The sequence below is a fragment of the Ruminococcus sp. OM06-36AC genome (assembly GCF_003438725.1).
GTDB classification, from domain to species: Bacteria; Bacillota; Clostridia; order Oscillospirales; family Ruminococcaceae; genus Ruminococcus_C; species Ruminococcus_C callidus.
In genome coordinates this window covers 1-23049 of record NZ_QSTT01000019.1, presented here as the reverse complement: position 1 = coordinate 23049, position 23049 = coordinate 1, and the positions used below count along the sequence as shown (strand labels likewise).

The 23049-nt window shown below is 42.1% G+C and carries 21 protein-coding genes and 3 pseudogenes; 11 read left to right on the top strand and 13 right to left on the bottom strand.

What is annotated here, in order from left to right:
- Nucleotides 1-182 precede the first annotated feature (182 nt).
- The 7 genes from DXB92_RS10960 (at nt 183) to DXB92_RS10930 (ending at nt 7436) form a co-directional block, all read left to right on the top strand.
- Nucleotides 183-803, top strand: coding sequence for a CHC2 zinc finger domain-containing protein (locus tag DXB92_RS10960; protein ID WP_117733868.1), 621 nt, complete (start codon nt 183-185; stop codon nt 801-803).
- On the top strand, nt 778-2157 hold the full coding sequence (locus DXB92_RS10955; protein ID WP_117733867.1) for a phage/plasmid primase, P4 family: 1380 nt from the start codon (nt 778-780) through the stop codon (nt 2155-2157). Before DXB92_RS10960 ends, DXB92_RS10955 begins: the two co-directional genes overlap by 26 nt.
- A 367-nt stretch (nt 2158-2524) precedes the next feature.
- Nucleotides 2525-3814, top strand: a complete 1290-nt coding sequence (locus DXB92_RS10950; protein ID WP_007488116.1) for a plasmid recombination protein — start codon at nt 2525-2527, stop codon at nt 3812-3814.
- Nucleotides 3815-3829: 15 nt separating this feature from the next.
- Nucleotides 3830-4015: a hypothetical protein gene (locus tag DXB92_RS10945; RefSeq protein WP_007488117.1), complete on the top strand. Its 186-nt coding sequence runs from the start codon at nt 3830-3832 to the stop codon at nt 4013-4015.
- 89 nt (nt 4016-4104) lie between these two features.
- The gene (locus DXB92_RS10940; protein WP_007488123.1) at nt 4105-4335 is read left to right on the top strand and encodes a helix-turn-helix transcriptional regulator; all 231 of its coding nucleotides are present in this window, start codon (nt 4105-4107) and stop codon (nt 4333-4335) included.
- Nucleotides 4316-5992 carry a recombinase family protein gene (locus DXB92_RS10935; RefSeq protein ID WP_117733883.1) on the top strand — a complete coding sequence of 559 codons (1677 nt, stop codon included), beginning with the start codon at nt 4316-4318 and terminating at the stop codon, nt 5990-5992. The genes DXB92_RS10940 and DXB92_RS10935 overlap by 20 nt, the downstream gene beginning before the upstream one ends.
- A gap of 268 nt (nt 5993-6260) precedes the next feature.
- Nucleotides 6261-7436: a hypothetical protein gene (locus DXB92_RS10930; protein WP_117733866.1), complete on the top strand. Its 1176-nt coding sequence runs from the start codon at nt 6261-6263 to the stop codon at nt 7434-7436.
- A 65-nt stretch (nt 7437-7501) separates the two neighbouring features.
- Here the strand turns inward: DXB92_RS10930 and DXB92_RS10925 are convergent.
- The 11 genes and pseudogenes from DXB92_RS10925 to DXB92_RS10875 form a co-directional block, all read right to left on the bottom strand.
- Nucleotides 7502-9066, bottom strand: a pseudogene (locus DXB92_RS10925) (recombinase family protein).
- A complete protein-coding gene (locus DXB92_RS10920) occupies nt 9063-9482 on the bottom strand; it encodes an integrase (protein ID WP_117733865.1) in 420 nt (139 codons plus the stop codon). Before DXB92_RS10920 ends, DXB92_RS10925 begins: the two are co-directional and overlap by 4 nt.
- A pseudogene (locus tag DXB92_RS10915) lies at nt 9482-11037 on the bottom strand (recombinase family protein). The gene DXB92_RS10920 and the pseudogene DXB92_RS10915 overlap by 1 nt, the downstream one beginning before the upstream one ends.
- 52 nt (nt 11038-11089) lie before the next feature.
- The gene (locus tag DXB92_RS10910) at nt 11090-11281 is read right to left on the bottom strand and encodes an SHOCT domain-containing protein (protein WP_117733864.1); all 192 of its coding nucleotides are present in this window, start codon (nt 11279-11281) and stop codon (nt 11090-11092) included.
- A gap of 140 nt (nt 11282-11421) precedes the next feature.
- Complete coding sequence (locus DXB92_RS14170; protein WP_117733863.1) at nt 11422-12336, bottom strand: N-acetylmuramoyl-L-alanine amidase; 915 nt, start codon at nt 12334-12336, stop codon at nt 11422-11424.
- The gene (locus tag DXB92_RS10900) at nt 12337-12726 is read right to left on the bottom strand and encodes a phage holin family protein (RefSeq protein WP_338095195.1); all 390 of its coding nucleotides are present in this window, start codon (nt 12724-12726) and stop codon (nt 12337-12339) included. It abuts the gene before it with no gap.
- 188 nt (nt 12727-12914) lie between these two features.
- Nucleotides 12915-13358, bottom strand: a complete 444-nt coding sequence (locus tag DXB92_RS10895) for a hypothetical protein (protein ID WP_117733861.1) — start codon at nt 13356-13358, stop codon at nt 12915-12917.
- Nucleotides 13359-13438: 80 nt separating this feature from the next.
- Nucleotides 13439-14107 (bottom strand): collagen-like protein, encoded by a 669-nt coding sequence (locus DXB92_RS10890; RefSeq protein ID WP_117733860.1) that lies wholly within the window; start codon nt 14105-14107, stop codon nt 13439-13441.
- Entirely contained in the window at nt 14104-15474 is a 1371-nt protein-coding gene (locus DXB92_RS10885) for a leucine-rich repeat domain-containing protein (protein WP_117733859.1), read from the bottom strand. Before DXB92_RS10885 ends, DXB92_RS10890 begins: the two co-directional genes overlap by 4 nt.
- Before the next feature lie 2 nt (nt 15475-15476).
- Nucleotides 15477-16589, bottom strand: coding sequence for a siphovirus ReqiPepy6 Gp37-like family protein (locus tag DXB92_RS10880; RefSeq protein WP_117733858.1), 1113 nt, complete (start codon nt 16587-16589; stop codon nt 15477-15479).
- A gap of 3 nt (nt 16590-16592) precedes the next feature.
- On the bottom strand, nt 16593-17444 hold the full coding sequence (locus DXB92_RS10875) for a phage tail domain-containing protein (RefSeq protein ID WP_117733857.1): 852 nt from the start codon (nt 17442-17444) through the stop codon (nt 16593-16595).
- Between the two features lie 80 nt (nt 17445-17524).
- Between DXB92_RS10875 and DXB92_RS10870 the strand changes: the two genes are divergently transcribed.
- Entirely contained in the window at nt 17525-18706 is a 1182-nt protein-coding gene (locus DXB92_RS10870) for a type I restriction enzyme HsdR N-terminal domain-containing protein (protein WP_117733856.1), read from the top strand.
- Here DXB92_RS10870 and DXB92_RS10865 read toward each other — a convergent pair whose 3' ends face one another.
- Both DXB92_RS10865 and DXB92_RS10860 read right to left on the bottom strand, forming a co-directional pair.
- Nucleotides 18707-18985: a hypothetical protein gene (locus DXB92_RS10865; protein WP_147330053.1), complete on the bottom strand. Its 279-nt coding sequence runs from the start codon at nt 18983-18985 to the stop codon at nt 18707-18709. It lies immediately after the preceding gene.
- Nucleotides 18986-18997: 12 nt separating this feature from the next.
- The gene (locus DXB92_RS10860; protein WP_117733854.1) at nt 18998-22120 is read right to left on the bottom strand and encodes a phage tail tape measure protein; all 3123 of its coding nucleotides are present in this window, start codon (nt 22118-22120) and stop codon (nt 18998-19000) included.
- 104 nt (nt 22121-22224) lie between these two features.
- Here DXB92_RS10860 and DXB92_RS10855 point away from each other — a divergent pair, with 104 nt between their 5' ends.
- From DXB92_RS10855 to DXB92_RS10845, 3 genes and pseudogenes are all read left to right on the top strand, one after another.
- Nucleotides 22225-22494, top strand: a complete 270-nt coding sequence (locus DXB92_RS10855; protein ID WP_117733853.1) for a type II toxin-antitoxin system RelB/DinJ family antitoxin — start codon at nt 22225-22227, stop codon at nt 22492-22494.
- Nucleotides 22487-22774, top strand: coding sequence for a Txe/YoeB family addiction module toxin (locus tag DXB92_RS10850; protein ID WP_117733852.1), 288 nt, complete (start codon nt 22487-22489; stop codon nt 22772-22774). The genes DXB92_RS10855 and DXB92_RS10850 overlap by 8 nt, the downstream gene beginning before the upstream one ends.
- A gap of 155 nt (nt 22775-22929) precedes the next feature.
- Nucleotides 22930-23049 (top strand): annotated as a pseudogene (locus DXB92_RS10845) (transposase); the annotation flags it as partial.

The window sequence follows — 23049 nt, the reverse complement described above, 5'->3', positions numbered from 1 at the left end:
TCATGTAAATGTGAAGAAATCTACGTCCTCAGATAAGTTGTCCTGTTTTTTGAAACAGGATTGTCCTGTCATTAGCCTGTTTTTTGAAAAATCCGTCATAACCATAATAGAAGGAGCGAAGCACCTGCCAATCACGGCGGGTGCTTCGTGCTTTCCAGAATATTATGAACGGAGGGTTTTCTATGACAATCTATGAAACCATCAAGGCGGCAATCAGCGTCAAGCAAGCCGCCGAACACTACGGGCTGAAAGTGAGCCACAACGGCATGGCTTGCTGCCCGTTCCACAACGACAGGCATCCGAGCTTGAAGCTGAATGAGGACTGTTTTTTCTGCTTCGGCTGCGGAGCCAAAGGGGATGTGATCGACCTTGTGGCAAGGCTGTTCAATCTGAGCAGTTATGAAGCAGCGCAAAAGCTGGCTTTGGACTTCGGGCTTGACCCGAAACCGCCCACTGCCGCAGCTATGGTCAAGCCGAAGCGTCCCTATATCCGTCAGTTCCGAGAGGATGAAATGCTGTGCTTCCGGGTGCTGACGGATTATTTGCATCTGTTGGAAGATTGGAAAGTGCGCTATGCTCCCAAGACACCGGAAGATGCTCTGGATGACCGTTTTGTGGAAGCCTGCCAGATGCACTGCCATATCGAATATATGGCAGATGTGCTGACGGTGGGTGATCTGGAAGAACGGGTGGCATTGGTGGACAAGCTGATGCAGGACGGCAAAATTGCTTTTCTGCAAGAGTATACCGCACGAAAGAAAAAGGAGGTGGCGCACCATGGCGAAGAACCGGAAAACGCCTGATATGAACTTGCCCATGTGGTTTGACGGGCAGAACATCAACGAAGCTCTGTTTTGTGAAGAATTTCTGCAAGAGCGCAGGATCATCTTCGCAAACGGAGCTTTTTTCACGCCCGATGGTCGAGTGACGGACGATCTTCCTCTGCGTGGGGAGATTTACGACAAGCTGAAATTCTGTGCCGTAAACAATATCCCCCGGAAGATCACCAACATTCTGGAAGTGCTGAAACTGGAAGCGCAAGTGCCGGACTTTCCACCGGAGCAGGATCGGATTCATTTGTCCAACGGTACGCTGCTATTGAACGGCACATTTACCGAGGGCAGACCGGCTATCGTGCGGAGCCGTTTGCCGGTTGCTTACAATCCCGATGCTACTGCGCCGGTGATCTGGCTGAACTTTCTGGATGGGTTGCTTTACGTCGAGGACATTCCAACTTTGCAGGAGTTTATCGGCTATTGCCTGATTCCCTCCAACAAGGGGCAGCGCATGATGGTGATTAAAGGCAACGGCGGCGAGGGCAAATCCCAAATCGGAGCTGTGCTTTCTGCTATCTTTGGCACGAATATGAAAGACGGCAGCATCGGCAAGATTTCCGAAAACCGCTTCGCCCGTGCCGATCTGGAACACATTCTGCTGTGCGTGGATGATGATATGCGGATGGAAGCCCTGCGCCAGACCAACTATGTAAAATCCATCGTGACCGCACAAGGCAAGATGGATTTGGAACGCAAAGGCAAGCAGAGTTATCAGGGCTGGATGTTTGCCCGGTTGCTTGCGTTCAGCAACGGTGATCTGCAAGCCTTGTATGACCGCAGTGACGGATTTTACCGCAGACAGCTTGTGCTGACTACCAAAGAAAAGCCTACTGACAGAGCTGACGATCCTGACCTTGCAGAGAAGATGAAAACCGAAGCCGAGGGCATCTTCCTGTGGGCATTGGAGGGTTTACAGCGGCTTGTTGCCAACAACTTTCAGTTTACGGAGAGTGACCGTATCCGGGAAAACAGGGAAGCGGTCAAGCGTGACAACAACAATATCTTTGATTTCATGGATTCCGAGGGATACATCCGGCGTAAAGCGGATGCGTCCATCAGTTCCAAGGATTTCTATGAAATCTACCGGATGTGGTGCGAAGAAAATTCCCTTGCACCGCTGAAAGCCCGCAGCTTCAGCGACGCCATGATTGCCAATGCCGGGAGATTCAATCTGGAACATTGCAACAATATCACCAACTCTGCCGGACGGCGGGTTTGGGGATTCATGGGAGTGGAAGCCATTGCACGACCTCATATAAATGGGTTTTACGGAGATTCGCCGTGTACGTACGTACCGGAGGAATGGCGGCAGGTCGAGTAAATCCCATTACTGGTACGTATGTACGCAGCAAAAGAGCGTAAAACGCTCGTTATAGAAACAGCACGCATCCTCTCGTTCGGGTTGTTTCTATGTCCACAGGTTTTTGAAAAAGTGTCTGTGGACACCGGCTGCAAGAGGAAGTTGACACAGAACGGCTCCATGCAGACGGGCTGACCATGGGAAAAGGCGCAGACATTTTCGCTTTGGTCAGCAGAGGTCGCCGCAGTGACCGCATCCCCTCTCGGGAGAGCCCACGGCACTTTGCAGCCAGTATGGATGAAAGTGTAATAGTGGGTTATTACACTTTGAAAAAGTGCCGTTCTCCAGCTCTCCGCTGTCTGCAAATTTCAAAGAAAGGAAAAATCCAATGGCAAGAAATGATGGAATCCACCGCACCGTAGCCCGGAATCAGGACTTGGAAACACCGGCTGATGTGGCAAAGGTACAGGAACACAATGAGCGTGAAAAGGACAGCTACAGCAATCAGGACATCGTACCGGAACGCACTTCTCTGAACATTCATTTCAAAGCACCCGCGGACGATTATGTAAAAATGTTTGAGCAGATGGAACAGGACGGTGTAATCTCCACAAGAGGTCTGAAACCGGATGCCGTCAAATACGGTGAGTTGATCTTTGATGTGAACTCTGCTTACTTCTACAATCACGGCGGCTATGAATTTGCAAAACAGTTTTATGCCGATGCCTATAAAGCCGCCGTGGAGATCGTAGGCGGTGAGCAGTATATCCTATCCGCTGTGATGCACGCCGACGAGCGCAACCGGGCAATGTCCGAAGCTCTGGGCGAAGATGTGTACCACTACCACCTTCATGTGGTTTATATCCCGGTGGTAGAGAAGCAAATTCTGTGGTCGAAGCGATGTAAGGATGAATCCCTCCGGGGAACGGTAAAGGAAACGATCACGCAGGTCAGCCGCAGTAAAAAATGGGAGTCCAAGCCGGTGCTTGACAAGGATGGTAATCCAATGTTGAACGCAAAAGGAAAAAAGATTTTGAAGTCGTCCTACAGTGTGTTGCAGGATGACTTTTTTCATTTCATGCGAAATGCCGGATATACCGATGTGGAGCGTGGAGAGCGTGGCAGCACCGAGGAACATCTGACAGTGACACAGTTCAAGGTTCAGGCTGAACAGCAGCGTTTGGAAGCTATGACCGGACAGGTGGCACAGGCGGAGCGGGGGTTGGAGAATGCCAAAGATGCCACGGAGAAACAGAAAAAGAAACTGGAAGCTCTGCAAAAGGAAACCAAAACAGCAAAGACCGTTGCTCTGACGGTGCAGGAGATTGAAACGATGGGAAAGAAAGCCACATTCGGAAATAATATCACGCTGACACCGGATGAGTGCGACACGCTCAAACGCTATGCGGTCAACGGCATTATCGCCAATGCTGACAACAAGCGCTTGAAGGAGAAACTGGCTTCCGCTGAAAAGACGGTTTCCATCTGGAAACAGCGGTATGAAGCAGTAAACGAAAAATATATGGAACTGAAACAGAAAGCCCAGCCTTTTCTGGATGCACTGGAAATTGCATCCGAAAGGGTTCGGGCTTTTATCAATTCTATCCTCATCAGAGGAAAGGAAACGCAGGAACACAAACACCCTGACCGGAAGCGTGGACAGGATATGGAACTTTGATGGAGGAATCGCCTATTGAAGAAATATTATGAGGAAGCGAAATATAATGCGGCATTTGACCGCTGTGTGGATGTTATGAGCCAGATGCTCCAGAAGTACGGGCATCAGGTTTTGGATAAATTAGAGCAGGATACACCGCAAACGGTGGAGTGTTCCAAGGATGATAAGCAAGCGCAGCCTTTGACGGATAAGGCTGCGTAAAAATTTACAATTTACACGTTGCGTACTTGTTGCGGCTATGCTATAATATGTACGCAACGTGTATTTTTGCTTTTTGGGAGAAAAGACGAATGGATTGTAAAAACAGAATTATTAAGTTGCGTGAAAGCACAGGACTGAACCGGAAAGATTTTTGCAAGCTCGTCCATATTCCTTACCGGACTATGACCGAGTGGGAATTGGACAACCGCCATGCACCGGATTATGTGCTTAGACTTTTGGAGTATTATATCCGCAACGAGGGATTGATGGTAAAAGAAATGAGCGAAGGAGGTGGCGATTCTGAAAAAGAAGCAACTTAAATGTTATCTATATACGAGAGTGTCCACCTCCATGCAGGTAGACGGATACAGCTTGGATGCCCAGCGGGACAAGTTGCGGAAGTATGCGGCATACGAGGATATGGTCGTTGCCGGGGAGTATTCTGACGAAGGATTTTCCGGCAAGAACATCCAAGGGAGGCAGGAGTTTCAACGGATGCTGAACGACATCCAGGACTGCAAAGACGGCGTTTCCTATGTGCTTGTCTTTAAGCTCTCCAGATTTGGCAGAAATGCAGCCGATGTTCTGAACTCTTTGCAGCTCATGCAGGATTTTGGTGTCAACCTGATTTGCGTGGAGGATGGCATTGACAGCTCCAAGGATGCCGGAAAGCTTATGATTTCCGTGCTGTCTGCGGTGGCGGAAATCGAGCGAGAGAATATCCGCACACAGACAATGGCAGGACGGGAGCAAAAGGCTCGTGAGGGCAAATGGAACGGCGGTTTCGCTCCCTATGGATACAAATTGGAAAGCGGAAACCTTGTCATTGCGGAGGATGAAGTGGAAGTAATCCGTGTTATTTATGACCGCTACATCCATACCAATGAGGGCGTTGCCGGAGTTGCTAAATATCTCAACCGCAACGGGTTTGTGAAGAAGCTGCGGCAAAATAACACCATCCCCGGATTTTCAAGGAACTTCGTGCAGGACGTACTGGATAATCCCGTTTATATGGGTAAAATTGCTTATGGCAGACGGAGAACCGAAAAGAGGCAAGGTACAAGAAATGAGATGCACGTGGTCGAGCAGTCGGAGTTCCCTGTTTACGATGGTCAGCATGAAGCCATCATTTCCGAAGAAGATTGGTATCTGGCACAGGAAAAGCGCAAGATCAATTCCTTTAAGCGGGAAAAGGTCAACAATCCAGACCACGCACACATCCTATCCGGTATTTTGAAATGCCCGTGTTGCGGAAAGAGTATGTACGGCAATATTGCCAAGGCTCATAGCAAGGACAAGAAAACACGGTATTATTACTACTGCAAAAATACGGTTACGCCGACGGGACATGAGTGCAGCTTCCGGCTGAATATCGAGCAGACGGAAATCAACAAATTTGTGGCGAAGGTCATCTCCGCTATGGTCAGCAATCCCCGATTTATAGAAGCAATTCAAGCGAAAATTGGAACGGCGGTTGATACAGAGGATATGGAAAAGCAGATCGCCGTTCTGCAAGGACAGCTAAAGCAAGCCTTTGGAACGAAAAGCCGCTTGGAGCGTCAGATGGATACTTTGGACATCAACGATGCCCACTATGACAGAAAAATTTTGGATTTGCAGCGCCGATATGATGAACAGTATGATACGATAGAAGAAATCGAAGTTCAGATTGGCGAATTGCAAAGTCAGATACGCAGCATCCAGCAGGAGAAAATCTCCGGCGATAACATTTATCGGCTCTTACTGGCATTTGATGAAGTCTACCATTCCGCAACGGAAGCAGAACAGAAAGAGTTTATGAAAGCCTTTATCGAGCGAATTGAGATGTTCCCGGAAAAGAGAAAAGACGGAAGCTGGATAAAGAAGATTGTATTCAACTTCCCTGTGCCTGTTGATGGCGAGGAAGTGAAAGAACTTCCCTTGGAAACTGAAACAACAGTCGAGTGCGTAGTATTGATGTCAAAGAAAGATAAATAAAAGACAGAAAGCGGCGTATTTCTGGGCTTTTTCGGAGGTTTGGATTTGAAGCCTGACTTCTGAAAAAGCTCGGTTTTCTTATATGGAAACATATCTACTGCAAAATGTGTGTCAGGTTGTAACCTCGGATTAGATAACGCAAATTGAGTGAGTGGATTAGATGTCGGACATTTTGAGAAGGTGCTGAAAACTGGTAACAAATCCGGCAACTCGATACTAAAGGCATTTTCGGACAGTGGATTAGATGTTAAGAAGGAGAAATTTGTATATGGCAATCAATTATAAAAACCTTGAAAAAGCCCTCGCACAAAACAAGGTCTACAATGCTTGGCAATACGTTCAGAGTTTAAATGAGACCTTGATGTATATGAACGTATCCTATGAGATGTTAAAGGAAGTGCATGAGCATAGAATTTCGGTCTTACAACAGGTTCAGAATGAAAAATTTGAAGAGTTAAAAAATGCTGGAAAAGTTAGTTATAAAGTTTCTGATATGCAGAGAACAAATTTAGATGTTGGTGGTTATGAACTTGACGACATCATATTCCTACGAAAAACTGCAATGGAATTCTTTCATTATGGAAGAGTGAGTATGGATGTATTATTTCAGATAATAAATGCAGCTCTATTAGGGGATGAGGCTGTTGATGTTGAAGACAAAGGGTTATTAGGTAAACTACTTAAGAAACTAAATCAAAAACCAGAATTTTCAACGTTACTTCAATTGATGGATGCAAATAAAAATGATACAAGATTTCAATATTTAATGGCTTTTGATAGCTATATCAAGCATATTAAAACGATATTAATATCTGTAAAAAACAGTATTTTTATTGGAAATCAGGAATTCTTTAAAATCAACCAATTCTCATATGGCGGTGTGAATTATAATGAAGAAAATGCACTTGATAAAATATTGGAATTACGTGACTATGTGTATGTAACAGTAGATAGTTTGCTTCAAGAACTTTTAAATCAAATTCCAAATTGTATTTCAAATGGTCAGCGAATTCAGGAAATTCATTATAAACAGGTATTTACTGAAAAAGATGGTAAGACATATATAAATTATGTTGCGTTTTTTATTGATGTTCCAAATGGTATAGCAGACTTACCGACAGAAATAAAGGTATATCCGCTGATTGTAAAGCCTAATGATGAGATATATAGCTTTGATTTTAAGTTCGATAAAATCTTTATAAGAATGGCAGGAACAGATGAAGATAGTATCGTTGGTGTTGCAACGCTAAAAAATGATATAAATTCTAATGAGTTCTATAGGATTTATGAGGTTAACGCATGTAGACAAATAGACTATGGTCTTTATATTGCTACTTTCGGAGATACATATCAATCGCAGAAACTCAATATGAATATCTATGCCATGGATGGTGTTATGTTGTTCATTAATGAAGATACTGATAAAAGTCAAAACAGGGAATAAAAGAAAATAGCTCCCCATCACCGGATTGATTTCCAGTGGTGAGGAGCCTTTTTCGTTTACCTGTATTAACCTTCAATATCAATTTTCAGTCCGGACTTGAGTTCCACTGTGAAGTGGTCATCCCAGAGGATGATTTGTTTAAGCCAGCGCTTTACCAAAGCCTCATCGAATTCCGTAAGGCTGGCAGGCTGTTTTTTGATGTAATCTTGCAGGTCATTGATTCTTGCAATCCGTGCGTCTCTGGCAGCAGTGTCAACAGTGCATTTTCACGTTGCTCGCGGAGTTTGAAAATCTGACCAGCAATCTCATCGTAAGCTTCTTTGTTGTTTGCCTTTTCAAGAAGTTCTTGCTGTAATATCATCAATTGCTCATCAATTCCGTCAGCGGTATTTTTCTGTGTTTCTCGGATGACCTTTGCAATATTCTGCTGAAGCTGTGCCTGAAATGTTGACTTATCGCCAAGGAGCGTGTTAATCGCCTGAACTACCATATTTTCCAATACAGTTTCATTTACGGTTCTCGCATGACACTCCAGTCCTGTGGATTCCAGTCTGCTGATGCATCTCCAGACGACTGATTTACAGCCACGATTGTTCCAGTGAATTCTGCGAAACATTTCACCACAATCACCACAAATTACTATCTGTGCAAAGCAGTGATTACAACTGTAGCAACGCTTTTTGCCATTGGCACTGATTTTGACTACTCGCCTGCGTACCAGTTCTTCCTGTACTCTTAAGAATATATCCTTCGGGATAATAGCTTCGTGATTTCCTTCAACATAGTATTGGGGTACAATACCGTTATTCTTTACTCTGGTTTTACTGAGAAAATCAGTGGTATAAGTTTTTTGCAGTAAGGCATCACCAATATATTTTTCATTTCGCAGGATTTTATTAATCGTACTTGACCACCATCTTGTTTTTCCTGCACCGGTGAGAATTCCGTCGGCTTCAAGTTCTTTTGCAATTTTATCCATAGAATATCCCTCAAGATATTCACGGTAAATACGTTTTACCACTTCAGCTTGCTCCGGGTCAATAATCAGATTGCCGTTTTCATCTTTGGTATACCCAAGAAAATGATTATGATTTACCTGTACTTGTCCGTTTTGGTAGCGAAATTGAAGTCCCAGTTTTACATTCTGGCTGAGAGACTGCGATTCCTGTTGTGCAAGGGAAGCCATAATTGTAATCAAAACTTCACCTTTTGCATCCATAGTATTGATGGATTCTTTTTCAAAAAATACGGGAATATTCTTTTCTTTCAGCTGTCTGATGTATTTTAGGCAGTCCAGAGTGTTTCTTGCGAATCGGCTGATAGACTTTGTAATAATCATATCAATATTTCCGGCTTCACAATCTTCAATCATGCGATTAAATTCACTGCGTTTTTTTGTGTTTGTGCCTGAAATACCATCATCAGCATAGACACCTGCAAATTCCCACTCCGGATTTTTTTGAATGTATTCTGTATAATGAGCAATTTGAGCTTCATAACTTGTTGCCTGTTCCTCCGTGTCTGTGCTGACGCGACAATAAGCAGCAACTCGAAGTTTTGGTTTTTCTTCCTGTTGCCTGGCAATATTGCCAACCTGCTTTTTTGCAGGTATGATCATAACATTTTTCATTCAATTACCACGCTTTCTATCAGACTGTAACAATATTCTGCTTGTCTGATTGGATTGTCATATTTTTCAGTTGTTTCATCAATGCGAAAGGTTGTAGGTGGTCTTTTTATAATTGGTGCTTGATAGCGATTGTTACGTCCAAGTTTTTCGGAACGTTTGTTTACTTCTGCTGTAACAGCATCAAAAGTTTCTTGGGTGATGATAGCAGGATAGAAATCATCTCCAAGATAGTGCTTGTTTTGCAACATTCGCTTTGCACCAGAATGAAGTATCGCAATACCTGCTTCCTTTGCAGCGTTTGCAAGGGATAGTCCGCATAAATAGTTTTTGTAAAGCTGTTGAACTTGATTGGCAGTGGTTTTGTCAATTACTGCAATGCCATTTTCGATTCGATATCCGTAAGGTGTGTGTCCCATCAAATTTTCTCCTGAAAAGTAAGACCACATCGAAGTGTAAAACCGACTTTCTGACGGCTGTAAACCTGAATATGGTCAGTAAATAATTCAAATAAATCGTCACGATATTCCTGCAACATTTCACCATATTTACAGAAATGAATCAAACGCTCTGTTTCATAAACCTTTGTGCTATCTCCTGTTATAGAGCGATTTAAAGCTTCGATTTCAGTTCTGTAATCATTTGCCAGAGAAAGCAGGGTATTGTTTTCCTGTGCAAAAAGAACTTGGTCAATGTAACCCTGTCCCATAAGTTTGTGCAATGTTTCACGTTGTTTAGCATTCTGTTCCAGCAGTGCTTCTAAATGTTGAATCTTAAGAAGAACATCATCACCGGTATTTTCCTGTAAAGCCTTTAAATAAGGGGTCAAAACAAATCGATAGCCGTAAATCAGCTTGTTCAGCATTGTGGAAAAGGCAAGTTTGATGTCAGCGTCTTTTATGAAAAGCATTGAACATTTTTTTCTGTCAGCCAAATGTGTGTTGCATACCCAAGCTGTGTAGCTTCCATAGGTACTCGTGTGAATTCTTCTGCGAAAAGTATTGCTACATTTATTGCATATGATTTTACCAGAAAAAGCGTAGCGTTGCTGATATTTTTTACTTTCACGTTCAATTCCTTTTTCATTGGCTCACTGTTCTATCAGAGTATTTGCGGCATTAAAATCAGCATGACTGATAATTGCTTCATGATGTTCAGAAATATAATATCGGTCAAGTGTGCCATTATTTTTGTGCCGATTAAAATTACTGTCTGTGTAGGTTTTTTGGAAAATGCAGTCACCGGTATATTTTTCATTTGCGATGATTCCACGAATACTGGCAGAAGTCCAGCGTCCACCTTTCTGACTTGAAATTTGTTCCTGATTCAAAATCTTAGCGATTGCTTCAGTTCCTTTTCCGGAAAGAAGTTCTGTAAAAATTCGTTTCACGATTTCTGCTTGCGTTTTATCAATTGTCAATTTGCCATTTACTAAACAATATCCATAAGGTGCATAGCTTAGCTTGTAAGTACCATTTTCAAAACGTTTCTTTGCAGACCACTTGTTATTTTCAGAAATAGATGTAGATTCCTCTTCTGCCATAGAACTCAGAATAGAAAGAAAAAGTTCGCTTTCCATAGAACCTGTGTTCAGATTTTCCTTTTCAAAATAAATCGGGATATTCAGATTCAAAAGTGTTCTGACGATTTCCAGACAGTCTGTAGTATTTCTGGAAAAGCGACTGATAGACTTGGTAATTACAAAGTCAATTTTTTTAGCCTTGCAATCAGCAATCAAACGCATTAGTCTAGGACGTTTTTCTGCTTTTGTTCCGGTCCTTCATCAAAATAAATCCCAACAAGCTCCCAGTCCCTGTGAGAAGTAATGTAAGATTCATAGTGTTTCTTCTGTGTTTCAAGACTTTCCAGCTGAGCATCAGAATCTGTAGAAACACGACAATATGCTGCAACACGAAGTATCTTTTTTTCTGTTTTTAAAGGCTGAACTTTATCGATTTTGGTTACAGTTTTCATGTTGGTTCATCTCCTCCCACCATTGTATATATAACTCTAAACGCATAATTTATCAAGTGATTTTAGGCATAATCTCAACCAGAAACGGTGAGAATGTGTCACGGTTTATTTGGGTTAATTTGTTGAATTCCACCAAGGAAATAAGTCCGGCAGACAGCATAAGAGCAGCTGTTTTTTGTGCCATAAAGTAATTATAATCCTGCTGCAGTTCAGTAGGGAATATGGATTTTGATTTTTCTTGCATGAAAGTACCTCCACTTCATATGGTTTCACTTTCCACTGGAGATTGAAGAGTAATTTGAGCGGATTTATTTTGGAAAATAAAAAAGTCCGCAGACACTCACAATGGAGTACCTGCGGACAAAATCAATAATGTATGGAAAATCAGATCATCTGATTTACTTTTTTCTGCACTTCGTTATAGTCATAACCTGCATCGGTAAGACGTTTCTTACGTTCCGCACCATTGCCCCACTTACCCTGAATGACTTCACGGGCAACTTCGTCAATGGACTTCTTTGCAGGATATACCTGTTTTCCATTACTGTCAAAAACAGCATATCCATTCTTGCAGGCTTTCTTCGCATTTTCAAGAGAAGAAAAAGCACCAATCTGCGACTTAGCATCAGACCATGACTTTCTTACTCGATAAAGCTGTTTTGTTGCAGGTGCAGGGGTTGTCGGGATAGAACCTGAATTGAGATAAGACTGCACCTTCGCTTTGAAAGCTGCCCAATGAGGTAGAATGTATGCAGGACACATCTTGTAAGGATTTCTTGCAGTATTAAGGTAGTCCACGCTGCCGGACTTTCCGTCACGGACATTCAGCCAATACGTATGTGTGTAAAGGTGATTGATGTCAAGGCCATACTTCTTCAAAAGTGCTGCTGCAAGTCTTGCACAATTATCTTCAGACTTCTTATCCTTATCATTGTAAGAAGAACCCATAATGCACTCGATCGCAATTGTTCTACGATTGCCATTGCCACTACCATCAGCGGCGTGCCAGCCACTTAAGGATAGAGGCAGATTCTGCCATGTACAAGTATTGTCAACGTAATAATGCACCCTGACATCTTTCATATTGCCATTAACGGTTGCTCTTGTATACTGCTCCGCAGGTGTTGTTCCGCTTGCAACAGAAATCCAGTCGGTATTGTGAACTGTTACACCGATAACTTTGCCTTCCATTGAAACAGAGGGCATATCAATATGATTAGGGTTATGCTTGGTGAGTAAGTACTCGTTGATTTTTACTCCGCTCAGAGTAGTTGTTGTATCAGGTCTTAAAATAGCCATTTATTCGTCCTCCTTTTCATCTTCGGTTCTGCCTACTTTCGTTTGCAGAACATCAATTGCTTTTTTGAATGCCGGCGGGAAAGGGATTCCCATAAGAGATGTATTTTCTACGATGGAAAGCAATTCATTCAGGCAAAAACTGATACAAACTGCATCTCTGATATAATTTGTACCGATAAGAATATCGATTCTCACGCCGACCACTACCATAAGAAGAATACAAAACTTCTTTGCAAGACCGACCCAGCCTGCCGTGCTGTTGAGTGTGCCACTTTCGCTGTGTTTGGACTTGCCCATCGCCGCAGTTACAATTCCTGTCACGAAGTCAATGCCCATAAAAACAACGAGTGTTGCAAGAGCAGAATCCCAGCCACCAAGCAGCGTTGCGATAAATCCGCCGACAACGCCTGCAATCAGGCAAATGGTATCTTTCGTAAAATCACTCCTTCATAAATTTAATAGACTTCACCATCGGATGTGAATTATCCGATGTGCCTTTGAAAGCAAGGTAGTATTCTCCATCCGATACGTTTTCCAACGACTGCATCACAGAAATGAAAATATCGGAGTAGAGCCATTTAAATGATAATTTCAAAGCATTTTTCGGCTTTGATTTCCTCGTAAATATACTGAGCAAGTTCAGAACCCATTTTATCTATATTCGGAATAAGATAAAATTCAGCGTCCTGCGATGCACCAACCATATAGCTTAGGAGCAGCTTCATTTTTGAAGTAATTGCGACAGGTGTCAAAAAAATCACAAACACAGTTCCTGCCCAGCTGAAATCGTTCTGATTGAAATACAGGGCATAGTCATTCTCAGCAGAGCAAAAATGCGGATAACTCTCCGCAAAACCCGCAAGAGAACGGTAGCCGTCATTGTAATAAGTGTAAACGCTGTCGCCATATTTCTGCAAGGCATCAGAACTGCTTTCAAATACAGAGATATAGCTGATACCGGATATTTGCCTGATTTGCTCCTCTAATTCTGCAATATCAGCTTTTGTTGCATAGTCTGACATATCGGGAGTGATTCCGTCCTTGCCGTCAGCACCTTTGAGACTTTGAAGCCATTCTGTTTCTGTTCCTGAAAATCCATGTTCTACGGCAATAATATAGGCGGATTTTCCATCAGAACCATTGATTCCGTCAACCCCATTTTTCCCATCGGCACATTATGACCGGGGACTCCGTCTGCACCATCCTTTCCATCTTTACCCGGTAAACCATCAACGCCATTTCTACCGTCACATCCGTCTTTGCCATTTACTCCATCCTTGCCATCAACACCTTTCAGGCTTTCGAGCCATTCAGCCTCTGTGCCTACAAAGCCGTGTTCTACAGCAATTTCAAATGCTGATTTGCCGTCAGTTCCTTTAGATGCGGACTGTATCTTCTGCAAAAGCTGCTGATATAAATCAGGAGTAAGCGGAACGTTGCTGTTTTCGCCCTCAAATCCCGATGGTCTGGTGTGCAAGGTTTTTACAACCGTTGTTGCTCTGACTGTTTCAATTGCTTCTGCATCATAGCCAAACAGTGACATTTTCACAGTCCCTGCGGTTAGTTCGGCAGGCAAAAAGCAACTTGTATTTTCTGTTCCGAGAACCCTGTTATAGGTTATTTCGTCCTGTGTGAACTGCACCACTTTATGCAGTGGTTTCCAGTTATTATCGAACGCAAAATGTATCTTTACAAAAGCAATCTGGTCTGCGGCAATGATTTTATGCTCCAGCGTTTCAATGTTCTGTCCTTTTACAAGAAATTTTATCATGACTTCACTTCCTTCCAAGTTTTTGTATTTGCAACATATTCCATATATCCGTCAAGGCACTGGATTTTTGCAAGCGGAGATTCGATATCAACTGCATGGCTGTCCCAGTTTGTATTTTTCTTCACAGCGTTCCAGTCAACGAGAGAACCTTCATAAGTGATCGTGTTCAAAGATTCACAGTAATTGAAACAGCCACCCACAATCTCTTTGACGTTTTTTGTAAGAGTAAGGTTTTTCAGTTTTGTGCATCGTACAAACATTCTGTCACTAATGACTTTGCCGCCGTATCGCACCGTTTCAAGATACTGACACTCGCTGAATGCCATTGCACCTACGGTTACCACAGAGGACGGAACGGTTACGGACTTGATTGCCGTTCCTGCAAATACGTTTACGTCAAGTTCCGTGACACGTTCCGGAATCTTCAGTTCCGTCAAGCCGTTAAGACTCTGATGATAAATATAACCGTCAATATGCGGCAGAAAAGCAGCCTTTTTGATTGCCGTAAGAGTTGTCGGAAGTGATACTGTTTTTAGATTGTCGCAATACTGAAAAAGCCGTTCTCCAATGCCTGTCACACCCTCTGAAACAGTAACCGACTTGATATTGGAATTATTCTGAAACGGTGACGGATTGCTGTCAGTAGAATAATCAAATGTTGCCCCAGTGCCTTTGAGAAGCAGTCTGCCGTCTGAATAAAGCACAAAATCCACGCTTTGACCGCATTTTCCGATGGAAACCACATCGCCTGTCATTTCATCAATTTTCAGCGTTAATTCGTTTATCTTTGTTGTCAGCTGACCGACTGTGATGTTGTAATCTTTTATCTGCGTCTGAATTTCAGAAAGCTGCGAAAGCATATCTGTGACCTTGCATTTACCTAAAATACAGCGAACATATCCGCAGAAATTATTGTTCTCTCTGTAGTCTGTAACGCTGAGTTCTGATGTGCCTGCATCAAGTCTGATAATGCAAAGGGTGAGATATTTCTTGTAATCTGTGTTCTGAAATCTTGGTATTGCAGGATTTGTGGCAGGTGTTCCTGCGAGAATTTCAAAGCTGACATTGCGGACGTTTTCAGAAGTATTGCAGCAAATTCCAACCGCCATATATCTCGGCAGGGATTCGTCCACATAGCGAGATAAGTCATAGGTATATGCCGTATCCGAAATGAAATAATGTCCCTGAATCCAAGCCTTTCCGCTGCCGATTGTCAGCTTTAACTTGTTTACAGACAGTTTGAAACACTGCCCGAAATTGTCCTGAATCCCGTCACAGATGATACTGCCGAGATAGTCGTTGAAATTCTCCGCAGTATACGTTCTGTCAAGATTTTTAGAATTGAAAAATCCAAATGAAAATGCCATTTTTAGACCTCCTTAAATGTTGGTGTGAGATTTCTGCCGTTGCGGTCAAAGCTCTCAATCATTCCAACAAGCTGTATTTTGTTTTGCCTGATTCCAAACCTGTGATGTTCTGCAGTAACAAAATCGCCAACAAAATAGTCCACGCCGTATTGAAACTGCGTGGACTGCACTGCAATCTGTGATTCTGATTTCATTGTTATAGGAACAAGATTCTGCTTGCCTTTCTCTTTCAAAAGTTCCGAATATTCTTCCTCAGATAATGGTTTTGTTTTGCCATTTTCCTGTTCTTCATCTAAAATGTCCTTTGCATCAACATACATCTCATATCGGTCGAGAGAAGATGGTTCTGTTCCTTCAAAATATGTGGTTCTCTTACGTTTTTCACCCTCACCTTTTCCCAGAACATAGGCATAATTCTTTTTAACAGAAGTATCCATAAAATAGGTGAAAGACAGCAGATTATTGTATCTATCAGAGAAAATAATGTGCGGATTTACTTCCTGTAAAATGCTTCTGTCAGTACCCTGCAAAAGTTCAAAAATCATTTCATACTGTTCATTATCGGTTTTACTCAAACGTATATTTGCGGTTCCGCCGATCTTTTCGCAAATGGTGTAAACCCATTCCATCAGATTGTCATAGCTGACCTGCAATTTGGTTTCAGCATTCCAGCAAGTGCCTGACGAACAGCCGACAACAAGTCCCGGAAGTTTTCTGATACCTGTTGTACAAGCATTATACTGCACCACATTCATTACAATCTGAGAATATGAAACGAATTTTGTAAAGTTAAATGTGGGATAAATAATACGCCTTTCCAAAAGGCACATTAAAAATCTGCCTTTGATAATGAGGTAGTCACCATCTTCGGCATCGGTTTCAAGTTCCACAGATTCAATCAGTCCGAAATGTTCCCTGTCATCATCACGACCAACAATTCTGCCTGTCTGAAAAATCTCGATATTTCGGGGTGAGGCTGCAATGTACACTTTAAAAGCACCGCATTTGTAGTATTCAATATCCCACAAAAGCGAAGAAAAGCTGTCGCAGACAGCCTCAAGAGATATGGAGATATTCGCTCCAACAGGAATCATATTGTAAATTTCTATCTGCATAAATCAAACTCCTAAGTACGCATTTCGGTGTATCAGGCGGACTTTGATGCGGTTCAGTCCCTCCGATGCTGTCACATAAAATTTGTTTTCACCCGTTTTCAGATTCAGCCAGGTTGACCCTGAAACAAGGCGGTTGATGATGTTGGTCACAATGCCCTCACGCTCCAGGGTAACGGTTTTGTTGCCTGTTTTCGTGGTGATCGTGATGCTGTCGCCCTTTTGAATATCGCCTGAAATCTGCATATATTCATCGGTCAGAGCGTTGTAAATGGTTGGATTTTTTGCAGGTCCACCGCTGATTTCAAGGGTAAATCCAACCTCATCACCGTTGTTGTTGATGGTCATCATATCCTGCGTATTATATGTACCAATCGGAAACGGTTCATCATTGTCAGGACAGATAAAATGAAATGCCCCTCTGACACGGGAATATTCTGCAATTTGCGTTTCTGTGGAGTACCAATAAATATCGGGACAGAGAATGGAAATCTGCCCATTGGTCAGCTTTTCAAAGTTCTCCACCTCGCAGGTTTCCACAATACCCTCAGCATACACAGAAATATTTTTTGTGGAGTAGTATATCTTGATATATCTGGATGGCTTGACTACTCTGTACAGTTCGTGCCTGCGGAGTTCCACATCAAATCCACGCATTTCAAAAGGAATGACTACATTTTGCTTTTCAATAAAATCGTTATTCAGATATGAGCCGTCCATGCCGGCGTAGGTAGAGGTGCTGACTGTTCCAGCCGGAGGGTTTAGTCCGTCAATTTTTGAGGTCATGTATTGGTTGGCGGTAGTGGTCATGTCGATACGGTCGCCAGATTGGTTTTCTAAAATCATGGTAAAAAACATGGGTAGCACCTCCTGTTAAGTATTTGACCAATCACAAAATATATGATATACTTGAGACAAGACAAAGGGGGTTAATATCTATGATCTTCTCTTATGAAAAAGAAAAGCTACCTGAGATTTACAATAGAGATGGAAAGAAATGCTATCTTGATCCGATTAGAAAAAGATTGATTTTAATCACTCCAGAAGAAATAGTCCGTCAAAAATGGATCAGTTTTCTTAAGGACAAACTTTCAGTACCCGAACAGTTAATTTCTGTTGAGGATCATTTGTCACATTATGGTGTTAATTCAAGGAGACGGGCTGATATAATAATCAAGGGCAATGATGATTCAGGCAATCAATATCCATTATGCATAGTGGAATGCAAGGCTCCTGATGTTCCACTAACTGAAAGTACACAAAATCAAGTTTTTGATTATTGTGATGAAATTGGTGCAGACTATGCAATTATGAGCAATGGTTACACTACTGATTGCTATAAATACAACGAAAAAAGTAATCAATATATTAGACTATCTGAAATACCGACATATCGTGATATTCTTGGTGGAAAATATATAGAGTATGATTGGGGTGAATATCCTCAACGTATGCCATTTGAAGAGTTAAAAAGAAGAGTAGTAGCAGGAGAAATTGACGAGTTTATTAGTGACATGACTATTCCAGAAATCGCCTTACCTGCCTATAACCTTTTAGAGTGTTTTTTAGATTATCGTGTTAAGATGCCAACAGGCGATTACGGTATGTTCAAACTAATACAAGATTATGGCGTTCGAATTTTAAGTTATGGAAATCACTCAGGCGGCGTATTTTCAGGTCCATATCGTTCTTTTCTAATAGACGTAGATGGAAGTACGGAAATTGTTTCGTTGGCAATCACTACTTGTTACAAATCTACATCTCAAGATTATATTCGTACTGCATTATGTATTGCCATAGATAATGAAGAAAGTTCACATCATGCGTTACAATTAGTTTTAGATGAAAATCTTGAGGTAAATGATGAAATATGTGATTTTTATCATCATGGCAGAATTGCAATTGGAAATATCGGTAGTGGAAAAATTTCTGAATTAAGAACATTTGTAGAAAAGTATTGTCCAGAGATGATTGATGGAAAAAAATTTTATCTTGGTACGTTAACCAATGACAAATTATGGAGACTTGATGATCCAGAGGTGGGTCATGTAATTGCTAATCTTATTTCTTATGCGCTTATTCGAGATAAGTATCGTAAGTATAAAAAAAGTTTGAAATGATCATACATTCAGCGCATTTCTCGTCTGCCGATAAATCTCCAGCCGTGACAGAGCTTTTGGACTATTGTTAGTCTGATTCACTGTGCGGCTGTTGTCATTATTGTAGTAATTATTGACAACGGAACTTTCAGAACTGCCATTCATAATCGCACCTGTCATTCCGTCAAGATTGTAGTTAAGATCAGAATTGAGCGTTACTCTCATTGTATCCGCAACACCTGAAACCGCCTTTGCTACGACCTTTTTGTTTTTGTCGATGCCGTCCGCCAAACCATTCATGAAGTCAGGCATCTAGCTTTCAAAGTCCGTCAGCGGACCTACATCAGGAACAGAAAAGTGCAGATAACTGCGGATCGTATCCGCAATTCCGGAAACGCTGTCAGCAAGACTGCCGATCATACTTCTCAGACCGTCAATGATGTTGGAAACGATATCCCGTCCCCAGTTCCACGCATCCGATGCAAGCCCTTTGACATAGTTCACCGCATTGTTAAATCCACCCTTAATCGTTGTGTAAATACCGCTGATAATAGAACTGATTGAAGATTTCACGTTATTCCATATGCTTGTCACGGTCGAATGAATCGTATTCATCACCGATGAAATGGTAGAAGAAATGCTGTTCCAGACGGAAGATACCGTATTTCGGATAGCATTTACCACACTGGAAACAGCACCGCTGATTGCGTTCCATACACTTGAAATGATAGAATGAATCGTGTTCATCACACCGGAAATGAATCCTGAAATTGCAGTCCAGACAGTAGAAATCACGCTTGAAATGGTGCTTAATGTCGTTGATATCGTGGTATAAATAGCGTTCCAGACCGTTTCAAAGAACGTTTTAATCCCCTCAAGCAACGGCGTAAGAAAGGCAACAATCGCATTCCAGATGGTCTGTATCTTTTCCGAGATCCAATCCATCACATTGCTGATGATGATGTGGATTGCCTGAAAAATGGTTTCAAACAGATATTTAAACGCTTCCAAAAGAGGAGAAATAAAGCTGTAAATTGCATTCCAGATGCTTGAAATCGTATCATAAATGGTGGTACAGACAGTTGAAATAACCGTCCATATTGCATTGAAAATGGTGGAAAAGAAGTTATGGATATTGGTCAGGATTCCTGCAAAAAAGTCGTAGACAGAAGTAAAGATCATGACCGCTGTGGTATAGATTGCAGTCGCTATCGTTGTAAAGAATGCTGACATTGCATTCCAGATGTTCGTGAAAAAGTCAGCAACAGCCTGAAAAGCGGAACAGATGCTGTCCCAGATGCCAACAAAAAAATCCTTAATTGATGTCCACACTTCATTCCATGATGTTCCGAACCAACCGAGAAATACATCTGCTACACCTCTCAGCGTGTTCAGAATATTGCTGAACTGGTTGACTACAAAGTCCCAGATACCTGTAAAAATGCCCTTGATACCGTTCCAGCACTGTTCCCAGTTTCCCGAAAATAAGCCGATAAATACATCAAGCACGCTCAGAATAGTATCCGTCACAAAGGTGAAAATATCCGAGATATGCTGAAATACTCCCTCAAATACAGGTGCAAGCACACTGCATAATCCATTCCACATCGCTTTCAGCAGTTCACCGAAATTCTGAAAATCAAATCCAAGTGCATTGATTCGGTCAACAATGCCTGATGTAAGCTGTTCAAAGGTAGACTTTATCTGTTCCCAGATGGAAAGAATGCTGTTTTTGAAGTCCTCATTGGTGTTCCATAGATTTACAAATGCTGCAATAAGTACAGCTATAATCGCAACGACAGCCACCACAGGAGCAGAAATACCGCCGATAGCAGCACCAAGCGTTGAAAATGCAGTCTTAGCACCCGCAATCATTGTCGGAATTTTTGAAATGAATGTCATCATACTTCCGATAGAAGAAATTGTTTTGCCCACCACAATCAAAAGCGGACCTAAAGCCGCAGCCATCAATCCGATTTTGATAATGGTCTGTTTTGTTGCAGGGTCAAGGGCATTCAATTTGTCCACAAATCCTTGTATTTTGGTGATGATGTCACGAATAACAGGCATCAGAATTTCTCCAAAAGAAATAGCCAGTTCTTCAAGCTGAGATTTCAAAATGGTAAGCTGTCCTGCAAGATTGTCCTGCATGGTTTCTGCCATTTGTAAAGATGTGCCGTCACAGTTTGCAATTGCACCTGATAATTTATCAATATCCGCAGGTGCAGCATTCATCAGAGCAAGAAAGCCGGACATGGCATTTTTGCCCACAAGAGTTTCTGCGGCACTTGCTTTTTCAGATTCTGACATCTGGTCAAATGCAACCCTGCAATCCGCTAAAATATCAGATAAGCTTCGCATTGATCCGTCTGAATTGGCAGTTGCAATTTTCATTTCTCCAAAGGATTCAGAGCAGAATTTTACTTCTCCTGAAAGTGCAGTCATAATGGAACGCATGGAAGTACCGGATTGTGTGGACTTGATACCTGCATTCGCCATTAAGCCTAAAGCTTCAGCAGTATCTTCACAGGAGAACCCCAAAGCACCTGCGATCGGAGCACAGTATTTGAACGATTCACCAAGCATAGATACATTTATATTTGCGTTAGAACTTGCAGCCGCAAGTACATCAGCGAAATGTCCGCTATCCTGTGCTGTCAGACCGAATGCTGTAAGTGCATCTGTGACAATATCTGATGTTGTGGCAAGGTCTTCACCTGATGCTGCTGCAAGATTCATGATACCGTCAATACCTGACAGCATATCATTTGTTTTCCAGCCTGCCATCGCCATATAGTTCATGGCTTCGGCTGCTTCACTTGCAGAAAACTTCGTCTTACTGCCCATTTCTCTTGCTTTGTCACGCAAAGCCTGCAAGTCATCGCCGGTTGCACCGGATACAGCGGCAACCTTTGACATTGCAGAATCAAAGTCAGAGGCGGTTTTCACAGCAGCAGTTCCAAGAGCCGTCACACCTGCGGTAACAGGCAGAAGTTTTTCACCTGCACCTGAAATTTTATCGCCAACATTCTGCAAAACCTGTCCAGCCTCACCGATTTTAGCAAGTTCAGAATTTGCATTTTTGGCTTCTGATTCCAAACGTTTCAGTTCATTTTCTGTTTCGACAATTTCACGCTGTAAGGCATCATACTGCTGTTGCGTGATGTCACCATTTGCAAGAGCAGTATTTGCTTGTTCAGCCGCTGTTTTCAGCGTTGCAAGTTTATCTTTTGTAGCAGAAATACTGTCAGCAAGAAGTTTCTGTTTCTGTGAAAGAAGTTCTGTATTTTTCGGGTCAAGTTTCAGAAGTTTTTCTACGTCTTTTAGCTGTGACTGGGTGTTTTTAATGTTCTTGTTTACACCCTCTAATGCCTTTGACAGCTTAGTCGTATCACCGCCAATTTCAACGGTGATGCCCTTGATTCTGTTTGCCACTGTGGTTCACCTCACTTTTTTTGAAAATGTAATACAAACGATTGCAATTTGCATAAAATAGTGGTATAATATAAGCAGAGATCATACAGAAAGGAGTGGCTGTTATGGCACAAGCAACAATCTCTGCACGCATTGACGAAAAGGATAAACAGGCATTTGATAATTTCTGTTCTGATGTTGGATTGAATACATCTGCCGCCATTAACCTTTTTATAAAAGCTGTTCTGCGTGAAAGACGTATTCCATTTGAGATTTCTCAGTCAAGCGACCCTTTTTACAGCGAATCCAATCAAAAACATTTGATGAAAGCAATTCAGGAGTTGCGTGACGGCAAAGGAATTGCTCATGATTTGATTGAGGTGGACGATGAGTGAAAAAATATGGTCTGATGATGCCTGGGACGATTACCTCTACTGGCAGACACAGGATAAAAAGACTTTAAAACGAATCAACCAACTCATCAAAGATATTGAACGAAATGGTTGCCTTGAAGGTATTGGTCAACCGGAAGCATTGAAGAACAACTTACACGGTGAGTACAGCAGAAGAATCAACGAGAAAGACCGCCTTGTTTATCACGTTGAAAATGATAGAATTTATATTGTCAGCTGTCGCGGACATTATGTCGCGGACATTATGATGACAAATAATTAAAATGCGTCAAAATCGACCCACCGAAAAAAAGTCTGTAAAAATGCAGTCAACTATGGTAAAATATAAATAACACAGGAGGCTGATTTTTTATGGCAAGAAGAAAAAGAGAACCAATGAGCGAGGAAAAGAAAACAAAGAAGATACGTGGAAATTTAGGCGAAACTGAGATCGAAGTGCCGCAGGATCGAGACGGAACATTTGAGCCAAAGGTGATAAAAAAGTGTCAAAAGGACATCTCCGGCATTGAGCAGAAGATAATCTCTCTGTACGCAAAG